19 protein-coding genes are annotated in these 17,985 nt (G+C 71.8%); 9 read left to right on the forward strand and 10 right to left on the reverse strand.

The features are described from left to right. The first annotated feature begins 15 nt into the window (after positions 1–15). From FK529_RS04385 to FK529_RS04400, 4 genes are all read left to right on the forward strand, one after another. Positions 16–738: a DedA family protein gene (locus FK529_RS04385; protein WP_231702917.1), complete on the forward strand. Its 723-nt coding sequence runs from the start codon at positions 16–18 to the stop codon at positions 736–738. Between the two features lie 9 nt (positions 739–747). Next, positions 748–1,383 (forward strand): DedA family protein, encoded by a 636-nt coding sequence (locus tag FK529_RS04390; RefSeq protein ID WP_146559808.1) that lies wholly within the window; start codon positions 748–750, stop codon positions 1,381–1,383. Positions 1,384–1,404: 21 nt separating this feature from the next. Next, positions 1,405–3,057, forward strand: a complete 1,653-nt coding sequence (locus tag FK529_RS04395) for an ABC-F family ATP-binding cassette domain-containing protein (protein WP_146559809.1) — start codon at positions 1,405–1,407, stop codon at positions 3,055–3,057. Positions 3,058–3,271: 214 nt separating this feature from the next. Then, a complete protein-coding gene (locus tag FK529_RS04400) occupies positions 3,272–4,162 on the forward strand; it encodes an oxygenase MpaB family protein (RefSeq protein ID WP_146559810.1) in 891 nt (296 codons plus the stop codon). 11 nt (positions 4,163–4,173) lie between these two features. Here the strand turns inward: FK529_RS04400 and FK529_RS04405 are convergent, their stop codons facing one another. Genes FK529_RS04405 through FK529_RS04425 form a run of 5 tightly spaced genes read right to left on the reverse strand, consistent with a single transcriptional unit; the run spans position 4,174 to position 7,781 of the window. Beyond that, positions 4,174–5,289, reverse strand: coding sequence for a glycoside hydrolase family 76 protein (locus tag FK529_RS04405; RefSeq protein WP_146559811.1), 1,116 nt, complete (start codon positions 5,287–5,289; stop codon positions 4,174–4,176). Positions 5,290–5,346: 57 nt separating this feature from the next. Next, positions 5,347–6,039, reverse strand: a complete 693-nt coding sequence (locus FK529_RS04410) for a TrmH family RNA methyltransferase (RefSeq protein ID WP_146559812.1) — start codon at positions 6,037–6,039, stop codon at positions 5,347–5,349. Positions 6,040–6,049: 10 nt separating this feature from the next. Then, entirely contained in the window at positions 6,050–6,613 is a 564-nt protein-coding gene (gene pyrE / locus FK529_RS04415) for an orotate phosphoribosyltransferase (protein ID WP_231702918.1), read from the reverse strand. Beyond that, positions 6,610–7,305: a TtfA family protein gene (locus FK529_RS04420; RefSeq protein WP_146559813.1), complete on the reverse strand. Its 696-nt coding sequence runs from the start codon at positions 7,303–7,305 to the stop codon at positions 6,610–6,612. The genes pyrE and FK529_RS04420 overlap by 4 nt, the downstream gene beginning before the upstream one ends. A 32-nt stretch (positions 7,306–7,337) precedes the next feature. After that, positions 7,338–7,781: a hypothetical protein gene (locus tag FK529_RS04425; protein WP_146559814.1), complete on the reverse strand. Its 444-nt coding sequence runs from the start codon at positions 7,779–7,781 to the stop codon at positions 7,338–7,340. 115 nt (positions 7,782–7,896) lie between these two features. Between FK529_RS04425 and FK529_RS04430 the strand changes: the two genes are divergently transcribed. The 4 genes from FK529_RS04430 (at position 7,897) to FK529_RS04445 (ending at position 10,521) form a co-directional block, all read left to right on the forward strand. Continuing rightward, a complete protein-coding gene (locus FK529_RS04430; RefSeq protein WP_146559815.1) occupies positions 7,897–8,283 on the forward strand; it encodes a YidH family protein in 387 nt (128 codons plus the stop codon). Continuing rightward, positions 8,280–8,558 (forward strand): DUF202 domain-containing protein, encoded by a 279-nt coding sequence (locus tag FK529_RS04435; protein ID WP_146559816.1) that lies wholly within the window; start codon positions 8,280–8,282, stop codon positions 8,556–8,558. Before FK529_RS04430 ends, FK529_RS04435 begins: the two co-directional genes overlap by 4 nt. Before the next feature lie 108 nt (positions 8,559–8,666). Continuing rightward, a complete protein-coding gene (locus tag FK529_RS04440; protein ID WP_146559817.1) occupies positions 8,667–9,416 on the forward strand; it encodes a type IV toxin-antitoxin system AbiEi family antitoxin in 750 nt (249 codons plus the stop codon). Between the two features lie 190 nt (positions 9,417–9,606). Then, positions 9,607–10,521: an aminoglycoside phosphotransferase/kinase family protein gene (locus FK529_RS04445; protein WP_193559667.1), complete on the forward strand. Its 915-nt coding sequence runs from the start codon at positions 9,607–9,609 to the stop codon at positions 10,519–10,521. Here the strand turns inward: FK529_RS04445 and FK529_RS04450 are convergent. Then, positions 10,518–10,895, reverse strand: a complete 378-nt coding sequence (locus FK529_RS04450; protein ID WP_146559819.1) for a PPOX class F420-dependent oxidoreductase — start codon at positions 10,893–10,895, stop codon at positions 10,518–10,520. The two genes, FK529_RS04445 and FK529_RS04450, sit on opposite strands and share 4 nt — an antisense overlap. Continuing rightward, entirely contained in the window at positions 10,892–11,920 is a 1,029-nt protein-coding gene (locus FK529_RS04455; RefSeq protein WP_146559820.1) for an alpha/beta hydrolase, read from the reverse strand. Before FK529_RS04455 ends, FK529_RS04450 begins: the two co-directional genes overlap by 4 nt. Positions 11,921–11,985: 65 nt before the next feature. On the opposite strand from FK529_RS04455, the gene FK529_RS04460 reads away from it, so the two are divergent. Beyond that, entirely contained in the window at positions 11,986–13,458 is a 1,473-nt protein-coding gene (locus FK529_RS04460; protein ID WP_146559821.1) for an FAD-dependent oxidoreductase, read from the forward strand. 60 nt (positions 13,459–13,518) lie between these two features. On the opposite strand, the gene clpB is transcribed toward FK529_RS04460, so the two are convergent. The 3 genes from clpB to FK529_RS04475 form a co-directional block, all read right to left on the reverse strand. Continuing rightward, the gene (gene clpB, locus FK529_RS04465; RefSeq protein ID WP_146559822.1) at positions 13,519–16,071 is read right to left on the reverse strand and encodes an ATP-dependent chaperone ClpB; all 2,553 of its coding nucleotides are present in this window, start codon (positions 16,069–16,071) and stop codon (positions 13,519–13,521) included. Between the two features lie 241 nt (positions 16,072–16,312). Continuing rightward, positions 16,313–16,954 carry an SGNH/GDSL hydrolase family protein gene (locus FK529_RS04470; RefSeq protein WP_146559823.1) on the reverse strand — a complete coding sequence of 214 codons (642 nt, stop codon included), beginning with the start codon at positions 16,952–16,954 and terminating at the stop codon, positions 16,313–16,315. Between the two features lie 91 nt (positions 16,955–17,045). Further along, positions 17,046–17,954 (reverse strand): SGNH/GDSL hydrolase family protein, encoded by a 909-nt coding sequence (locus tag FK529_RS04475; protein WP_158635045.1) that lies wholly within the window; start codon positions 17,952–17,954, stop codon positions 17,046–17,048. Positions 17,955–17,985: the final 31 nt, after the last annotated feature.

Here is a 17,985-nt window from a genome sequence, read left to right on the forward strand (position 1 = left end):
GGTATCCTGGTCGGCGTGCCTCTCAACGACCTGACTCTGGCCGCCTCGACCACCATGCAGGCGTTCGCGATCTCCGACCTGACCGACCCCATCGCAGTGCTCAACGCGTTCGGAAGCATCGCCCTCATCGGCCTGCTCCTGGTGGTGTTCATCGAATCCGGCGTCCTTTTCCCCGTTCTCCCGGGGGACTCCCTGCTGTTCATCGCAGGCCTGCTCGCCGCCGCCGGCGCGAGCAGCGCCGCCGCGGGCGAACTGCAGTACACGGGCAGCGCCATGTCACTGCCGGTGCTCCTGATCGCGACGCCCATTGCCGCGATCCTCGGTTCGCAGGTCGGCTATTTCATCGGCCGGTTCGGAGGGGAGAGGTTCTTCAAGCCCGACGCGCGCTTCCTCAAGACCAAGTACCTCGACGAGTCGCACGAGTTCTTCGAGAAGTACGGCCCCGCCACCCTGATCCTGGCCCGCTTCGTGCCCTTCGTGCGCACCTTCGCGCCGATCGCCGCCGGCGCCGCGAACATGCAGTACGCCAAGTTCCTCATCTGGAACATGATCGGCGCCGTGATCTGGGCCGACGGCATCCTGCTGCTCGGAATGTGGCTGGGCCGTTTCACCTTCGTCCGCGAGAACATCGACATCATCTTCCTCGCCATCGTCGCGGTCTCGGTCCTGCCGATCGTGTGGGGCGTGCTCAAGAAGTACCTCGCGGGGCGTCGCGCCCCCGCCGATTCCGGCGCCTAGGCCCCGTCCGTGCTCGAGTTCGTCCAGTCCGCCGGGCCGGTGATGATCTGGCTCGTCGTGGCCGGATTCGTGTTCTTGGAGTGCGCCTTCATCATCGGGCTCTTCCTCCCGGGGGATTCCCTGCTGCTCACCGCGGGCCTCGCGATGTCGACGACCGGCCACTCCACAGCCTCGGTGTGGGGGCTCGCGCTGGCCGCCTTCCTCGCGGCCATCGCGGGCAACCACGTGGGCTACGGCATCGGCGTCAAGATGGGCGATCACGTGCTCGCCAAGCAGGACGGCCGCTACCTCAACGCGCACAACCTGCACCGGGTGAAGCAGCTGATGGACAAGCACGGCTTCTTCTCCGTGCTCATCGCCCGCTGGATCCCCTGGGTCCGCACGCTCTGCCCGCTGGTCGCCGGCGCCGTCGGTATGGACAAGCGGAAGTTCACCCTCGCCTCGGTGCTGGGCTCGCTGATCTGGGCGCCGTTCCTGCTGCTCGTGGGCTACTACGCCTCGTCGGCGCTGCACGACCACAAGTGGATCCTCGACTGGGCGCTGCGCGGCATGATCGTCATGCTCGTCGTGGGCACCATCATCGGGATCATCGGCTACCGGCGCGAGATGCGGAAGCCGAACGTCACCGTCGACCTCGATGACTGACGGCCCGCCGACGGGACGGCCATGACCGTCGTGCAGACCCGGGGCCTGTCCGTGGCCTACGCCGACCGCACGCTCTTCTCCGGACTCGACCTGGTGATCGCGCCGGGCGACGTGGTGGGGCTGGTGGGCGCCAACGGGGCCGGGAAGTCGACGCTGCTCACGCTTCTCGCCGGGGTGAGCGTGGACGGCGGGCCCGACGTCACCGGCACCGTCGACCTCTCCCCCGCCGACGCGAGTGTCGGCTACCTGGCGCAGGAGCACGAGCGCAGGCCCGGCGAGAGCGTCGCACAGTTCGTCGCGCGACGCACCGGCGTCGCGGCGGCGCAGGAGGCCATGGACGCGGCCGCCGTCGCCCTCGCCGACGACCCCGATTCCGATCCGTACTCGCCGGCCCTGGACCGGTGGCTCGCCCTCGGCGGCGCCGACCTGGAGCAGCGCCTCGACGCGATCCTCGCCGAGGTGGGGCTGGACGGCCCGGACGCGGAGATGACGGGACTCTCCGGCGGGCAGGCCGCCCGCGCGGGCCTGGCGGCCGTGCTCGCATCGCGGTACGACGTGCTGCTGCTCGACGAGCCCACCAATGACCTGGACCTCGCCGGGCTGGAGCTGTTGGAGCGGTTCGTCGTCAGCAATGCAGTGGCGGCGCCGATGGTTCTGGTCTCGCACGACCGGGAGTTCCTGGCCCGGACGGTGACCACCGTCGTGGAGCTGGATCTCGCACAGCAGCAGATCGGGGTGTACGGCGGCGGCTACGAGGCCTACCTGGTGGAGCGGGAGGTCGCACGGCGACACGCGCGCGAGGAGTACGAGGAGTACTCGGGCAGGCTCACCGACCTGCAGGACCGCGCGCAGATGCAGCGCAACTGGATGGAGCACGGGGTGCGCAACGCGCGCCGCAAGATGAAGAGCGGATCCGACCCCGACAAGGCGGGCCGCAAGGCGCGGCTCGAGTCGACGGAGAAGCAGGCCTCGAAGGCGCGGCAGACCGAGCGCGCCATCGAGCGGCTGGAGGTCGTCGCCGAGCCACGCAAAGAGTGGGACTTGCGGATGGAGATCCTCGCGGCACCCCGCAGCGGGACGGTCGTGGTGACCGCATCCGGGGCCACTGTCGCCCGTCCCGGGCTCACCGTCGGGCCGGTGACGGTGAGCGTCGAGTACGGCGACCGGATCCTGCTCACCGGCCCGAACGGGGCCGGCAAGTCCACGCTGCTCGGACTTCTACTCGGCCGCCTGACGCCCTCCGCGGGGTCGGTCGTCCTCGGCGTGGGGGTCGAGGTGGGCGAGGTCGATCAGGCCCGCGAACGCTTCCTGTCCGACGGCTCTCTGCTGGACGCCTTCTGCGCGGAGGTGCCGGAGACGCCGCCCGCCGACGTGCGGACGCTGCTCGCGAAGTTCGGGCTGCGCGGGCACCACGTGCTGCGACCGGCGTCGTCGCTCTCCCCCGGCGAGCGCACCCGCGCCGCGCTGGCGCTACTGCAGGCCCGCGGCGTGAACCTGCTGGTCCTCGACGAGCCGACGAACCACCTCGACCTACCCGCGATCGAGCAGCTCGAGCAGGCCGTCGAGTCCTTCGACGGCACCGTCATCCTGGTCACGCACGACCGCCGGATGCTCGACACCGTCCGCGCGACCCGTCGCTGGCGCATGGCCGACGGCGCCCTGACCGAGGACTGAATCCGGCCCGGGCCCCCGCCGCGGTGGCCGCCGCTGCGGCGCCGTCCTCCGATCAGCGCGCTCTCGGATTCCGTCCTCTCCGGACACGGTGTCCGTACCGGACGGAATCCGAGAGTCCCGCACCTGAGAACCACCCTCCACCGCCACTGGCTGTGACCTCTTGCACATCTGTATAAGTCGACTTACAGTGAGGTCGGCCCACCGAGGAGACGGCATGCAGAAGATCGACCGCAACCGCGGCCTCAACCCCGAGACGGACTACGTCGAGATCTCGCGCAACCTCGGGACGTACGACTTCCCGTGGGATATCACCCAGGCGCTGAGCTTCGCGCTGTTCCGCACCTACGCCGTGCCCAGCATCGGCCGTCTCCTGGCGGACACGGGCGAGTTCACCGAGCGCGTGCAGAAGCGCTACGACGACACGGCGCTCCTGCTCGAGGCGCCGCTCCTCAAAGGCTTCGACAGCCCCGAGGGCAGGGTCGCAGTCCGGCGCATCAACCAGATGCACAGGATGTACGACATCTCCGACGACGACATGCGGTACGTGCTGTGCACCTTCGTCGTGGTGCCGATCCGCTGGATCGCCGATTACGGCTGGCGCGACCTCACCGAGGCGGAGAAGCTCGCGACGGTCCGCTACTACCAGGCCCTGGGCAAGCGCATGGCGATCCCCGACATCCCCGCTACGTTCGACGAGTTCGCCGACTACATGGACCGCTACGAGGCCGCGCACTTCGCCTTCGACGAGGGCGCCCGCCGCGTCGCCGACTCCACCCTGGACCTGCTCACGAGCTTCTACCTCGCGCCCGTCCGCCCGGCGATCGGCGTCTTCAGCCGCGCCCTCATGGACCCGCCGCTGCTGCGCGCCTTCCACTACGACGATCCCGGGCCCGTCGTGCGCCGGCTCTCCGTCGGCGCGATGAAGCTGCGTGCCCGGATCCTGGCCGTGCTCCCCTCCAGGCGCACCCCCGCACTGGTGCAGGACAACCACCGGATCCGCAGCTACCCGAAGGGCTTCCGCACCGAATCGCTGGGCACCTTCACTCCCGGCTGCCCCGTCCACCGGGACCCCGCGGCCGACGCCGCGCACCTCGAAGCGCGCTAGAACCGCCCGGCTCAGCTCCGCGCGAGCGCGGCCGCGGCCTCCATCGCCATCCAACCACCGACCTGCACGGACAGGTCACGCTCGGGCGTCGCACTGGAGCGAACGGTGCCGCCGGTGAAGTAGGCGCGCGCGTCGGACGTGCCGGGGATGCGGGCGTCGCGGGTCCAGTCGGCGGAGAACAGCACGCGGCCGTCGAGCTCCCGGGTACCGCGCCACGCCGCCTCGGCGGAGGCGAAGACGATCTCCGACGCCAGGGTGCGCGCGTCCTCGGCGTCCGGTCCGCGCAGGGCCCGGGCGGCGACCGCGAGGTAGCGGATGAGGATGCCGTTGAACAGGCCGCCGTCGCCACCGTCGCCGCCGGTGATGACGCCACCGTCGGTCATGTGTTCCGCGACCGCGGCGATGAGGCCCGCCGCCCGGACCGCGTGCGTCGGCGCGAGGTCCGAGGAGAGCTCCGCGTCCAGTCCGATCGTCACGCCCTGGTTGTACGAGTACTTCTCCGGGTAGATCTTCCCGACCTCGGGGCTGTCGTAGTCGCCGTCGACTCCGTCGTTGATGAGCCCCGTCTCCAGGTCGAGCAGCCGCCGGTACAGCCAGTCGGAGGTCTCCTCCGCGCGTTCGAAGCGGCCCATCCGGGCGAGGAAGATGCCGGCCGGGCCGTTGGCGGGCGCGTTGAGGAACAGGCCCGTGGTGCGCCAGGGGATGCCGCCGCCCGCGTCGGGCACCCAGGCGTCGTAGAGGGTGTCGCGCAGGACGCGCAGCCGCCGCGCGGAGTTCAGGCCCGCGTGCCGCTGCGCCCGCTCGAGCGCGAGCCCCAGCCATGCCATGTCGTCGTAGTAGGAGTTGGTGACGCGGAGCAGGTTGCGCACGCGGTGGCCGCGGGCGATGCGCAGCACCAGCTTCCGGGTCGACGGTGCGCCGTCCCGGACGTAGGCGTCGACCGCCACGTCGAGCAAGTGGGCCTGCCACCAGTAGTTCCAGCTGACGAACAGCGAATCGCGCCGGGTGGCCGGGAAGGCCGGCATGCCGAGGAGGGTGCCGGGGATGCCCCAGACGGGCTTCAGGTGCCGCTCCACGACCGCGGCCTGCGCCGCGGCCGCGCGCTGATTCCACTCGACCGAACTCATGCAGACATCACATCACGGGTCACCGACGAGTGCACGTCCCCCCAGGTCAGCGAGTGGTCACCACGCCGTGTCGAGGTCGGCGTGCTCGCGGACCCAGGCGTGCATCGCGATGCCGGCCGCCACGCCCACGTTGATCGAGCGGGTCGAGCCGAACTGGGCGATGGACACCGTCGTCCCGGCGACGTGCCGCGCGCCCCCGGAAACGCCCGGCCCCTCCTGCCCGAACAGCAGCAGGCACCGCTCCGGCAGGGAGGCGCGCTCGAGCGGCACGGAGCCCGGCAGGTTGTCGACGGCGACGATCGGCAGGTCGCGCTCGGCGCACCAGGCGGCGAGCGCGTCGACGTCCTCGTGGTGATGCAGGTGCTGGTAGCGGTCGGTGACCATGGCGCCGCGCCGGTTCCAGCGGCGGCGTCCCACGATGTGCACGGCCCGGGCGCCGAAGGCGTTCGCGGTGCGTACGACGGTGCCGATGTTCGCGTCGTGCCCCAGGTTCTCGATCGCCACCTCGAAGGGATGCCGGCGGGCGTCCAGGTCGGCGACGATCGCCTCGCGCGTCCAGTACCGGTACGCGTCGACGACGTTGCGGCGGTCGCCCTCGGTGAGGAGCTCGGGGTCGTACCGCGGGTCGTCGGGAACCGGTTCGCCGGGGTGCTCGTGCACCCACGGCCCCAGCCCGACGGTGTGCGGTCCGGGCAGGCCCGTCACCCACTCGGTCGGGCCGAGCGCATCGTCGGGTTCGAGCCCGGTCACGCGGGCGCGGTCAGAGGCCGAGGTCGGCGAGGCCGAGCACCGAGCGGTACTCGAGGCCCTCGGCGGCGATGACGTCGGCGGCGCCGGTGGCGCGGTCCACGACGGTCGCGACGCCGACGACCTCGGCGCCGACGTCCCGTAGTGCGCGGACGGCGGTGAGCGGCGAGTTGCCGGTGGTGGTGGTGTCCTCGACGACGAGGACGCGCTTGCCGACCACGTCGGGGCCCTCCACCTGGCGCTGCATGCCGTGCGCCTTCGCGGCCTTGCGGACGACGAAGGCGTCGATAGGCCGACCGGGCGCGTGCATGACGGCGGTGGCCACGGGGTCGGCGCCCAGGGTGAGGCCGCCGACGGCGACGAAATCCCAGTCGGCGGTGAGCTCGCGCAGCAGCGCGCCGATCAGGGCGGACGCCTCGTGGTGCAGGGTGGCGCGGCGCAGGTCCACGTAGTAGTCCGCCTCGCGGCCGCTGGAGAGCGTGACCTTGCCGTGCACGACGGCCAGCGCGCGCACCAGCTCGGCCAGCCGGGCCTTGGCGACGGAGTCGAGTGGCACGGCGCCGAGCGGTGAGGTCACCGTCCGGACTCCGTGCCCGAGCGGACGGGCACGGGCTGGCCGGGATCGCGGGGCCCGCCCGCGGTCACGACGCGGGCGTGGCCCTCCGGCGGGAGGACGCGCAGCAGGTCACCGAAGCGGCGGACGGCCTCGAGCGCCTCGTCGAGGTCGTCGGGATCGTCGGTGACCTCCATCGACGCCAGCGTCCACTCGCCCTCGTTCCACAGCGACTCGATGTAGTCGGGCACCTGCTCGGCGAAGGTGATCATCCGGCGGTCGGCGACGCGGCGCGCGACCTCGGCGTTGTTCGTGTAGAGGACGCGGGGGCCCAGCGCGCCCAGCGGCTCCATGCCGGGCTCGCCCGGGGCGTGCTGCGCCTCGGGCCGCAGGTCGAGCAGCGCGCCCGACGAGACGCCCCGGCTGACGGCGACGATCGTCGCGGTCTCCCGCAGGTCGAAGACGTAGGCGGCGGCACCGAAGTAGCTGCCGTAGGCCACGTCGACGATCGCGGGATCGCCGGGGATCGCCATGCCACCGCGGTGGAACTCGTCGTGCAGCGACGGGTCGGCCGCGCTGTAGACGAATTCCCGCTCGGCGGCCCAATCGGCGCGATCGGAGTTCATGGCGGGCGAGTGGTTGCGCTCATACCAGATGAGCGCGGCGGCCAGCGCCGCGCAGACCACCGCGAGAATCAAGAACACTACGTACGACATCGCCACCTACAGTAGCGCGTCGACCGGGGGGTTCACCCGACAGACGGGCTTCCGGCCACCGAGATCTGACCGGCGTAGATCGCCAGGGCCGACTTGCCGTCGGCGCTCACCTGGATCATGACCACATCGCCGACCTCCAGATCGGACAGCGTGCTGCCGTGCGTGGTGGTCACCTGGGTGGTGGGGCCGGTGCTCAGGACGACGGTGGCACCGTCGGGCGCCGAGCGCACGGTGATCGCGGTGCCACCGACGGAGGTGATGGCCCCGATGACCTCGCGGCCGGGCGTGATCGCGACGCTCCGCTGGTCGTTGACGGAGATCCCGGCGGACTGTGCGGCGGGGAGAGTGCGCCGCGCGCTGCCCAGTTCGGCGGACATGTGCAGTGCGTACGCGAGGCCCGCGCCGACGATGCCGATGCCCAGAAGGCACAGCAGCACGACGGGCCAGGGGCCGCGGGAGCGCGCGTCTCCGCCCACGGCGACCACCTCCTCGCGTCACTGTCCTGCCGTCATCGTGCGCCTCATCGAGCGCACTTGGCGAAACTATTCGTCGTGTCTGAGACGGGCCTGTGAATGCGGCGGGCCAATCTCTATGCACCCCGCTAACGTTGTCTCCGTGGGACGACTGTGGCCGCCGCGCGCCCTCACCGACGGTGAGGCGCCGGACGCGCGTTTCACATTGGCGAACGAGCGCACCTTCCTCGCCTGGATCCGCACGTCGCTCGGGCTGGTCGCCGCGGCCGTCGCTCTCGAGGCCTTCGCGCCGCACGTCGTGCCCGAGTCCGTGCGGACGCCGCTCGTCGTGGTGCTGCTCCTCGTCGCGGCCGCGCTGGCCGGATACGCGTTCCGACGGTGGCTGTCCGTCGAGGGCGCGCTGCGCACCCGCCGCGAGCTGAGCGGAACTCCGGCGACGCTGGTCCTCGCCGCGCTCATCGTCTTCGCCGGGGTCGTCCTGGCCGTCGCGCTGCTGGTCACGTGAGCCCGTCGGGCGACGCGGGGACCGGCGACGCGGGGCGGCCGTCGACCCAGGCGGTGGAGCGGACCCTCCTAGCGCGCGTGCGCACCGCCATTGCTCTGGTGATGACCTGCGCGATCGTCGCGCGGGCCGCGGCGCCCAGCACGCCCGTCGCGCTGGTCTGCCTCGGCGTGGCGGTCGCCGCCGTCGCGACCCTGGGGACGCGTCCGCCCCTCTCCCACCTCGTGCTCACGGGAGGTGTGGTCGCGCTCGCGATGGTCGGGATCCTCGGCTCCTGACATCTCTTGCAGGTTCCGGCGACGACACGCCGGGGCCGCACCACCACAACCTGCAGAAGATTTCCCCGGGATCCGCGCGGCGGTCTGGTGCGTCCAATGAGTATGGGGGTGCGGCGCACAGAGCTCGACGCGGTCGCGACGGCGCACGCGATCCGCCGGGACTTCCGAGTGATCTACCGCGGGGTGCGCGGCCCCGCCCACACCGTCCCCGGCCTGCGTGAACGCATCGACGCCGCGAGACTGCTGTACCCGTCGGCGGTCCTCTGTGGATTCACGGCGGCCGCGCTGCACGGTATGGCGTTCACCGCCGATATGCCGGTGGAGATCTGGTTGCCCGCGCGACGGTCCCGAGCCGGCATCGTCGTCCGATGCGGTGCGATGCCGGACGAGGACGTCCTCGAGCGGGAGGCGATGCTTCTGACCACGCCGGTGCGCACCGGCATTGACCTCGCCCGTTTCATCGACGGCGACGGCGCGATCGCAGCCGTCGATCAGGCCGTCCGGCGCGACCGCTACGGAAGGTCGATGACCACGGTCGACGAACTCGCCGCGTACGTCGCGAGCCACCCGCACCTGCACCGGGGCCGGCGCGTCCTCCAGGTTCTGCGGGAGGTCGACGGTCGCGCCGAGTCACCACAGGAGACCCATGTGCGGCTGATGCTCCACCGGGCCGGCCTTCCATGTTCGTCCCGCAGATCGAGGTCGACGGTGGCCGCCGCCGGCTCGATCTCGGTGCGGAGGACTACCTGGTCGCGGTCGAATACGACGGTAGAGACCACGGCGATCCCGGGCAACAAGCACTCGACGCCGCGCGACGGAACAGCCTACGGCAGGACTTCGACTGGGACGTCCTCGTGATCACCAAGGACATCCTTCGGACAGGGCGCCCCGAGTTCCTCCGTCAGGTGCGCGCGGCGCTGACGAAGCGAGGGTGGCAGGGCTGAGTTCTTGCAGGTTCCGGCGACGACACGCCGGGGCGACACCGCCGCAACCTGCAAATCCTTCGACATCGCGCCGCGAATCGGACACCATGGCCCGCGTGAACGACATGACCGCCACCGAGCGCACCTCCCGGACCTCCGCCGCAGTCGACGCCGCGATCGGAGCCGCCCGCGAGCTCGGCCTCGACGTCACGGGCGCGACGGTGCTGCACGACCTGTTCTCCGTGGTGGTGCGGCTGGAACCGGCGCCCGTCGTGGTCCGCGTCCCGACGGTGGTGCCCGCGACCGAGACCCTGGACACTCTCGCTCGGCGTCAGGTCCACGAGCTGGCCGTCACCGCGTGGCTCGCCGCGCGGGGCGTCCCGGTGCTGCGGCCGTCGCCGCTGGTCCCCGCCGTCCCGGTGCAGCGCGACGGGCTCTCGATGACCTTCTGGGAGTACACGGAGGAGGACCGCACCGCCGAGCCGGACTACGCCGCGAACGCGGAGAGCACCGCGCGGCTGCACGCAGCACTGCGCGATTACCCCGGCGAGCTGGGCTTCCTCGCGTCCGCCGACCCGGACGGCGTCACGGCCGGCCTCGATCTCCTCGCCGGCCGCCCGGACCTGCTGCCCGCCGGCGATGTCGCCCGCGCCCGCGCCGAGTGGACCGCGCTCGAACCGGCGGTCCGGTCCCGCGACGCCTTCGCGGAGCGCTTTCCCGACGTGGACCTGCAGCCGATCCACGGGGACTGCCCGCCGGCCAACATGTTCGCCGCCGTCGACGGCATCCGGTACGCGGACTTCGAACTGGTCACGCTGGGCCCCGTCGAGTGGGACCTCGCCGCGCTGGGCCCCGAGTTGGAGGCCGCCTACGACCGCGGGGCGGTCGCCGCGGGCATCCGGCGCCTGCGTCCCGACGTGCTGGAGTTCGTCAACGCCGTCGGCGTGCTGCGCGCGGTCAGCACGCTGGCGCTGGTCCCGCAGCTTCCGGAACTCGCCCAGTACCTGCAGCCCGTCGTCGAGCGGTGGCGGAACGCCTAGGCGGCGTCGCGCACCCGGATCCCGACGGTGCCGCCCGCGCCCCGGCGGAGCTTGGAGCCGGTCACCGTGAGCCGGCCGAGGATCCCGTACTTCTTCGCGATCTTCGCCCCGGCCTCGCCGCCGTCGATCACCTCGGCGGTGCCCGCGACCTCGGGGCCCGTGGTCTTCTTCCCGCGCACGTCGCAGGCCTGGACCAGCACCGACGGGTTACGCCGCAGCCGCTTGACCTTCCAGGAGTCCGCGACGGTCCACGCCACGAGGTCGGCGCCGTCGCGCACCGCCCAGAGGGGCGTGGCGACGGGGGTACCGTCCTTGCGGAAGGTGGTCAGCAGGACGTACTTGGCATCCGCGACGGAGCCGACGGTGGCGGTCATACTCCCAGCGTAACCGGCCAGGAAGCGGGGACGCTGCGGGCGATCCAGCCCGCGATCGCGGCGCTGACCTCGGCGGGCTTCTCCTCCCCCATCCAGTGCCCGGAGTCGACGATCACCTCGGTGAGATCGGTGCACGCGGCGCGCATCGGGTCGGCGAGCCGCGTGCCGACGGTGTCGAGGATCGCGTCGTAGCGGCCGTGCAGGAACAGGGCGGGGGCGTCGATGCGGCCGCCGTTCAGCTCGGTCTTCGCGTACTCCGCGTCGGCTGCGGCGTTGACGTACCAGGAGTTCGGGCCGGCCATGCCGTTGCGCTCGAAGGCCGCGACGTAGACGGCGTGATCCTCGGGGGTGAGCACCGCCGGGTCCAGCGGCAGCCGCGGCACGGGGCGGCCGCCGAACCAGCCGCCGTCGCGCGTGATGACGGCGGTGGGCGCGGGACCGTCGAGATGCCGGGGCTCGCCGCGACGGAACAGCGCGGCGATAAGGGCCGGGATGTCGCTCTCGAACTGCGCCGTGGCCTCGTCGAAGGACTTGAGGTAGTGCACCTGGTAGTCCCACTGGCCGTACGGGTACTCGTCGGCGGGGTACTTCTCGCGGTCGATGAGGTCGAAGGGCGACGCTCCGCTCGACGGGAAGTGCGGCACGTTGAGCGAGGCCACGGCGTCGACGACCTCGGGGTGGTGGGTGGCGATGTTCCACACCACGGGCCCGCCCCAGTCATGGCCGATCCAGATCGCGGAATCGCGGCCGAGCGCGGCGAGCAGTTCCAGCATGTCGGTGACCGCCTCCTCGCGCCGGTAGGCGTCCTTCTCGGCGTGCACCGTCGACGAGCCGTAGCCGCGCATGTCGGGCGCGACGCACCGGAAGCCGAGGGCGCCGAGGGCCCGCAGTTGATGCCGCCAGGTGTAGCCGAGCTCGGGCCAGCCGTGCACGAAGACCAGCAGCGGACCGTCGGCCGGACCCGCGGCGAGGTAGGCGGTGGTGTGCCGCTCGGTCGAGGCGATGTGCGGCGTGAGGGGCGTCATGGAACCAGCCTGACACGCGGCGCGACCACTTGCCCGCGAGCGGCCCGCGGCCCAGTATCGAAGGCATGCCCCACGTGATCGTCCAGAACTGCTGCAACGACGCGTCGTGCGTCCCCGAGTGCCCCGTCGACTGCATTCATCCCACGCCCGACGAGCCCGACTACGCCACGGCGGAGATGCTCTACATCGACCCGGACGTGTGCATCGACTGCGGCGCCTGCATCGACGCCTGCCCGGTCTCGGCGATCACCACCGACTACGAGCTGACCGCGGAGATGGCCCCGTTCGAGGCGATGAACGCGGACTACTACGCGGCGGTGGGGTCGGCCGCGGACCGCGATCACTCGTTCACCGACCCCCGGATCGGCCGCAGGCGCCCGTCGTCGGACGCCGAGACGCTGAGCGTGGCCGTCGTGGGCGCGGGGGCGGCGGGGCACTACGTGGTGAGCGAGCTGCAGCACCGCATCGACGTCCGCGCGACGATCGACGTCTACGAGCGGCTCCCCGAGCCGGGCGGGCTGGTGCGCTTCGGGGTGGCCCCCGATCACGCCGAGACCAAGAAGGTGCAGGAGCAGTTCGCGTCGTCGCGCGCGCAGTCGGGCGTCACGACGCACCTCGGCGTGCGGGTCGGCGAGGACGTCTCGGCCGCGGAGCTGTCCGCTGCGCATCACGCCGTCGTGTACGCGGTGGGCTCGCTGCACGGCCGTGACCTGGGACTCCCGGGCGCCGACCTGCCCGGCGTCACCGCCGCCGCGGACTTCGTGGCCTGGTACAACGGCCACCCCGACTTCGCCGGGCTCGCACCCGACCTCGGGCACGAGCGGGTCGTCGTGCTGGGCAACGGCAACGTCGCGCTCGACGTCGCGCGGATCCTCACCGCCGACCCCGAGACCTTCGCCGGCACCGACATGACCGACGAGGCCCTATCGGCGCTGCGCTCCTCGCAGGTGCGGGAGGTCGTGGTCCTCGCCCGACGGGGCCCGGGCCACGCCGCCTTCACCGCGCCGGAGCTGGTGGGACTCGCACGCACCGTGCCGGTCGTCGTCGAGCCCGGCGATCTGGACGACGACGGCGACGAGCCCACCGCCGCGCAGGCCCGCTACTACCGCGCGCAGAAAGTGGAGCTCCTGCGGTCGCTGCCCGCCGCCGGATCCGCCCCGGACGGGCGGCGGGTGGTCCTGCGGTTCGGCACGACGCCCACCGCCGTCGCCGCCTCCGACGGCGGGCTCACCGTCGCCTTCGACGACCACGGCGCACCGTCGGAGCTGGCGTGCGGACTGGTCCTGCCCTCGATCGGGCTCAAGGGCACGTCCGTGCCGGGCGTGCCGTACGACGAGGCCACCGGCACCATCCCGAACGCCGACGGGCGCGTCCTCGGTCCCGACGGCGCCGTCCTCCCCGGCGTCTACGTGGCCGGCTGGTGCAAGCGCGGCCCGACCGGAGTCATCGGCACGAACCGGTTCGACGCCCGCGGCACCGTCGACGCCCTGATCGCCGACTTCCACGCCGGCGTGCTGTCGGCTCCGTCCGCGGAGTAGACCGGAGACGACGAAGGGCGGGCGCGACCGGAGTGGTCGCGCCCGCCCTAGTGCTGTGCGTCAGCCGACGATGAGCCGGTCGCCGTCCGCGCTGACGGTGACCTTCACCGCGTCGCCGTCGCGGACGTCGCCCGCGAGCAGCGCCTTCGCGAGCTGGTCGCCGATGGCCTGCTGCACCAGGCGGCGCAGCGGACGGGCGCCGTAGAGCGGGTCGAAACCGCGCTCGGCGAGCCAGCCCTTGGCCTCGTCGGAGACCTCGAGCTCCAGGCGACGCTGCGAGAGCCGCTTGCGCAGCTGGTCGAGCTGGATGTCGACGATGCCGGTCAGCTGGTCGGAGCTGAGCGCGTCGAAGATCAGCACGTCATCGAGGCGGTTGATGAACTCCGGCTTGAACTTCGCACGCACCGCCGCCATCACCTGCTCGGGCGTGCCGCCCGCGCCGAGGTTCGACGTGAGGATCAGGATCGTGTTGCGGAAGTCCACCGTGCGCCCCTGTCCGTCGGTGAGCCGGCCCTCGTCGAGCACCTGCAGCAGCACGTCGAAGACGTCCGGGTGCGCCTTCTCGACCTCGTCGAACAGCACCACCGTGTAGGGGCGGCGCCGCACGGCCTCGGTCAGCTGGCCGCCGGCCTCGTAGCCGACGTACCCGGGAGGCGCGCCGACGAGCCGGGCGACGGAGTGCTTCTCGCCGTACTCGGACATGTCGATGCGCACCATGGCGCGCTCGTCGTCGAAGAGGAACTCCGCGAGGCCCTTCGCCAGCTCCGTCTTGCCCACGCCCGTGGGCCCGAGGAACAGGAACGAGCCGGTGGGCCGGTTCGGGTCCGCGACACCGGCGCGGGTGCGGCGCACCGCATCCGAGACGGCGGTGACCGCGGCTTCCTGGCCGATCACGCGCTTACCGATCTCCGACTCCATGCGCAGCAGCTTCGCCGTCTCGCCCTCGAGCATGCGGCCGGCGGGAACGCCGGTCCAGGCGGAGACCACATCGGCCACGTCGTCGGGGCCGACCTCCTCCTTGAGCATGACGTCGCCGTCGGACGCGGCGCCCGAGGAGGCCACGGCCTCGTCGAGTTGCTTCTCCAGCGCCGGGATCTGGCCGTAGCGCAGTTCCGCGGCGCGGCCGAGGTCGCCGTCGCGCTCGGCGCGCTCCGACTCGCCCTTCAGCGTCTCGAGCTGCTCCTTGAGGGTGCGCACCGAGTCGATGGCGCCCTTCTCGTTCTGCCAGCGGGAGGTGAGCTGGGCCAGCTTCTCCCTGTGGTCGGCGAGCTCGCCGCGCAGCTTCTCCAGCCGATCGACGGACGCGGCGTCCGTCTCCTTCGACAACGCCATCTCCTCGATCTCGAGGCGACGGACCAACCGCTCCTCGGCGTCGATCTCCTCGGGACGCGAGTCGATCTCCATCCGCAGGCGCGAGGCGGCCTCGTCGACGAGGTCGATCGCCTTGTCGGGCAGGAACCGCGACGTGATGTAGCGATCCGACAGCGACGCGGCGGCGACCAGCGCGGAGTCCGTGATGCGCACGCCGTGGTGCACCTCGTAGCGCTCCTTGAGGCCGCGCAGGATGCCGACGGTGTCCTCCACCGACGGCTCCCCGACGAGCACCTGCTGGAAGCGGCGCTCGAGCGCGGCGTCCTTCTCGATGTACTGGCGGTACTCGTCGAGCGTGGTCGCGCCCACGAGCCGCAGCTCGCCGCGGGCCAGCATCGGCTTGATCATGTTGCCCGCGTCCATCGCGGAATCGCCGGTCGCGCCGGCGCCCACGATGGTGTGCAGCTCGTCGATGAAGGTGATGATCTGCCCGGCCGACTCCTTGATCTCGTCCAGGACGGCCTTGAGCCGCTCCTCGAACTCGCCGCGGTACTTGGCGCCCGCGACCATGGCGCCGAGGTCCAGCGAGAGCACGGTCTTGTCGCGCAGCGACTCGGGCACGTCGCCCGTGACGACGCGCTGGGCCAGGCCCTCGACGATGGCGGTCTTGCCGACGCCGGGCTCGCCGATGAGCACCGGGTTGTTCTTCGTGCGGCGGCTGAGCACCTGCACGACGCGACGGATCTCGTTGTCGCGCCCGATGACCGGGTCGAGCTTGCCCTCACGGGCCCGCGCGGTGAGGTCGGTCGAGTACTTCTCGAGCGCCTGGTACTGCCCCTCGGGGTCCTGCGAGGTGACCTTCGCGCTGCCGCGGACGGCCGTGAAGGCCTCACGGATCTCCTGCGGGGTGGCGCCGGCGGAGGTGAGGACCTGCGCGGCCTCACCGCCCGCCTCCGCGAGCCCGTAGAGCACGTGCTCGGTGGAGACGAACTGATCGCCCATCTCGGTCGCGAGCTTCTGGGCCGCACTGATCGACGCGATGGACTCGCGGCTGAGCTGCGGCGTGGAGCTGGACCCGCTGGCCTTGGGCTTGCGGTCCACGATCTCCTGCGCCCTGTTGCGCACGGCGACGGGATCGACGCCCACCGCCTTGAGCAGCGGCGCGGCGATCCCGTCGGTCTGGTCGAGCAGCGCCACCAGCAGGTGCGCCGGAGAGATCTCCGGGTTCCCCGCGGCGGACGCCGCCTGCAGAGCCGAGGTCAGTGCGGCCTGCGTCTTGGTGGTGGGCTGGAACGAATCCACGTACTTCCTCCTGGGTCGTTTCGAACACGATCGCACACCTTGAGCGTTCTCCACTCAAGTATGCCTTCTACATTTCTCAACGCACAGAAACTTGAGTCTGTTCCGCTCAATGATTGAGCCCGCGGTGACTCGCGTCACGCTGCAGCGCATCATGCTTTGTGAGCGAGAGCAACCGGAGAGAGCGTCCGGTGGCCGCCGGGAGGCCACCGAGCGGTCGACGGTGCGGCCGTCGAACGATCCGTCAGGACAGGGCGGCGACGCGTTCGGCGAGCTTCTGGTGCGTCGCGGCGTCCGGATGACCGTCGCTGCTGGCGCCGTAGGCCCATCCCTCGCTGAGCGGCGAGATCACCGCCACCGAGGGGTCGACGGCGCGGGCGGCGCCGACGATCGTGGCCTCGGTGGCGCGGGCATCGGGGCCGCTCCCGCGCACCGTCGGGAACACCGTGATCAGCGCGACTCGGGCGTTCGGCGCCTGGGATCGCACCGCGGTGATCACCTGCCGGACCTGGTTGGCGATCGCGGCCGTCGAGGCGCCCACGTCGTTGGAGCCGGCCTGCACCACGACCAACGCCGGATCGCGCTCGGCGAGCTTCGCGGCGCGCGTCAGGCCGGCGATGCTGCCGTCGCTGTAACCGGCGCCGCTCCGGGCGCTGAGGTAGACCGATCGCCCGGCGATGGCGCTGACCGTTCGCGGATAGGCGACGACGCCCTCGACCTCGTACCCCGTCGAGATGGACGCTCCGATCACGACGATCGGCCGGGCATCCGTGGCGCGCACGACCGAGCCGGGGTCGGCGGCGGCGCTACCGGCGGAAATTCCGCCCGCCGACGCGATCACCACGGCTCCGATTCCGATCAGTGCACCGAAACGCGACACGCTCATGCCGACATAGTGACACACCACATGTCACACGCGTAACAATCGCCGCAAATCATCACAGGGGCATCGTGCGCCCCAGCGAGCCCGGAATTCTTCAGACCAGGCCGGAGACGCGCTGGGCGATGCGCTCGTGCGCGGAGGAACCCGGGTGACCGTCTTCCGAGGCGGCGTAGATCCAGCCCTCGGCGAGGGGCGAGATCACGGCGACGCTCGGATCGACGGACCGGGCGGCACCGGTGATCGCGGCGTCGGTGCTCCGGGCCGCGGCGCCGTTGTGGATCGACGGGAACACGGTGACCAAGGCGATCTTCGCCCCGGGTGCCTGCTGTCGCACCGTCGTCACCACCTGGCGCACCTGGCCCGCGACGAGGGCCGGCGGCGCGCCGACGTCGTTGGTGCCGGCCTGCAGCACGACCAGCGAGGGATTCTGCGCGGGCAGGTTCGCGGCGCGGGTGAGGCCGGCGATCGAGCCGTCGGCGTAGCCGGCGCCCACGCGGGAGCTGACCTGCACGGGGCGCCCCGAGATCGCGGCGACCCGGCCCGGGTAGGCCTCCGACGCGGAGACCTCCTTACCCGAGGAGACGGAGGCGCCGATCACGACGACCGGGCGGGTGTCGACGGTGCGTGCACGCACCGCGGGCGCGACGGACGCCTTCACAGCCGGCTTCGCGGCGAGCTCGGCCGCGACCGCCTGTCCGGCGACGGGCCTGGCCGCGGGCTTCGCAGCGACCGGCTTCGCCACCGCCGGCTTCGCGGCCACGGGCTGCGCGGCCACCGGCTTCGCGGCCACCGGCTTCGCGGCGACGGGCTGGGCAACGGGCTTGGGCACGACGACCGGCTGCACGCGCTGCGCCGCCACGGGTGGCGGCGCGGGGGCATCGGCGACCGGCCCGGGGTCGGCGGACGCGGCCCCGGCCGCGATCGGCGCGAGGGCGATACCCGCCCCGAAAGCGATGCCGTATCCGATGCGGCGCATGCGGCAGCTGACTCGCACAGCGATCATGGCGGTGGAACCCTCTCTTCGAGCTCGTCGA

It is taken from the genome of Tsukamurella asaccharolytica (genome assembly GCF_007858435.1).
In the GTDB taxonomy this organism is placed as follows: Bacteria; Actinomycetota; Actinomycetes; order Mycobacteriales; family Mycobacteriaceae; genus Tsukamurella; species Tsukamurella asaccharolytica.

Bases quoted from the DNA above. Each gene is read 5' to 3' on its own strand.
- FK529_RS04395 (WP_146559809.1), top strand. From the start codon at position 1,405: ATGACCGTCGTGCAGACCCGGGGCCTGTCCGTGGCCTACGCCGACCGC.
- FK529_RS04400 (WP_146559810.1), top strand. From the start codon at position 3,272: ATGCAGAAGATCGACCGCAACCGCGGCCTCAACCCCGAGACGGACTAC.
- FK529_RS04405 (WP_146559811.1), bottom strand. From the start codon at position 5,289: ATGAGTTCGGTCGAGTGGAATCAGCGCGCGGCCGCGGCGCAGGCCGCG.
- FK529_RS04420 (WP_146559813.1), bottom strand. From the start codon at position 7,305: ATGTCGTACGTAGTGTTCTTGATTCTCGCGGTGGTCTGCGCGGCGCTG.
- FK529_RS04430 (WP_146559815.1), top strand. From the start codon at position 7,897: ATGCACCCCGCTAACGTTGTCTCCGTGGGACGACTGTGGCCGCCGCGC.
- FK529_RS04445 (WP_193559667.1), top strand. From the start codon at position 9,607: ATGACCGCCACCGAGCGCACCTCCCGGACCTCCGCCGCAGTCGACGCC.
- FK529_RS04450 (WP_146559819.1), bottom strand. From the start codon at position 10,895: ATGACCGCCACCGTCGGCTCCGTCGCGGATGCCAAGTACGTCCTGCTG.
- FK529_RS04455 (WP_146559820.1), bottom strand. From the start codon at position 11,920: ATGACGCCCCTCACGCCGCACATCGCCTCGACCGAGCGGCACACCACC.
- FK529_RS04460 (WP_146559821.1), top strand. From the start codon at position 11,986: ATGCCCCACGTGATCGTCCAGAACTGCTGCAACGACGCGTCGTGCGTC.
- FK529_RS04470 (WP_146559823.1), bottom strand. From the start codon at position 16,954: ATGAGCGTGTCGCGTTTCGGTGCACTGATCGGAATCGGAGCCGTGGTG.
- FK529_RS04475 (WP_158635045.1), bottom strand. From the start codon at position 17,954: ATGATCGCTGTGCGAGTCAGCTGCCGCATGCGCCGCATCGGATACGGC.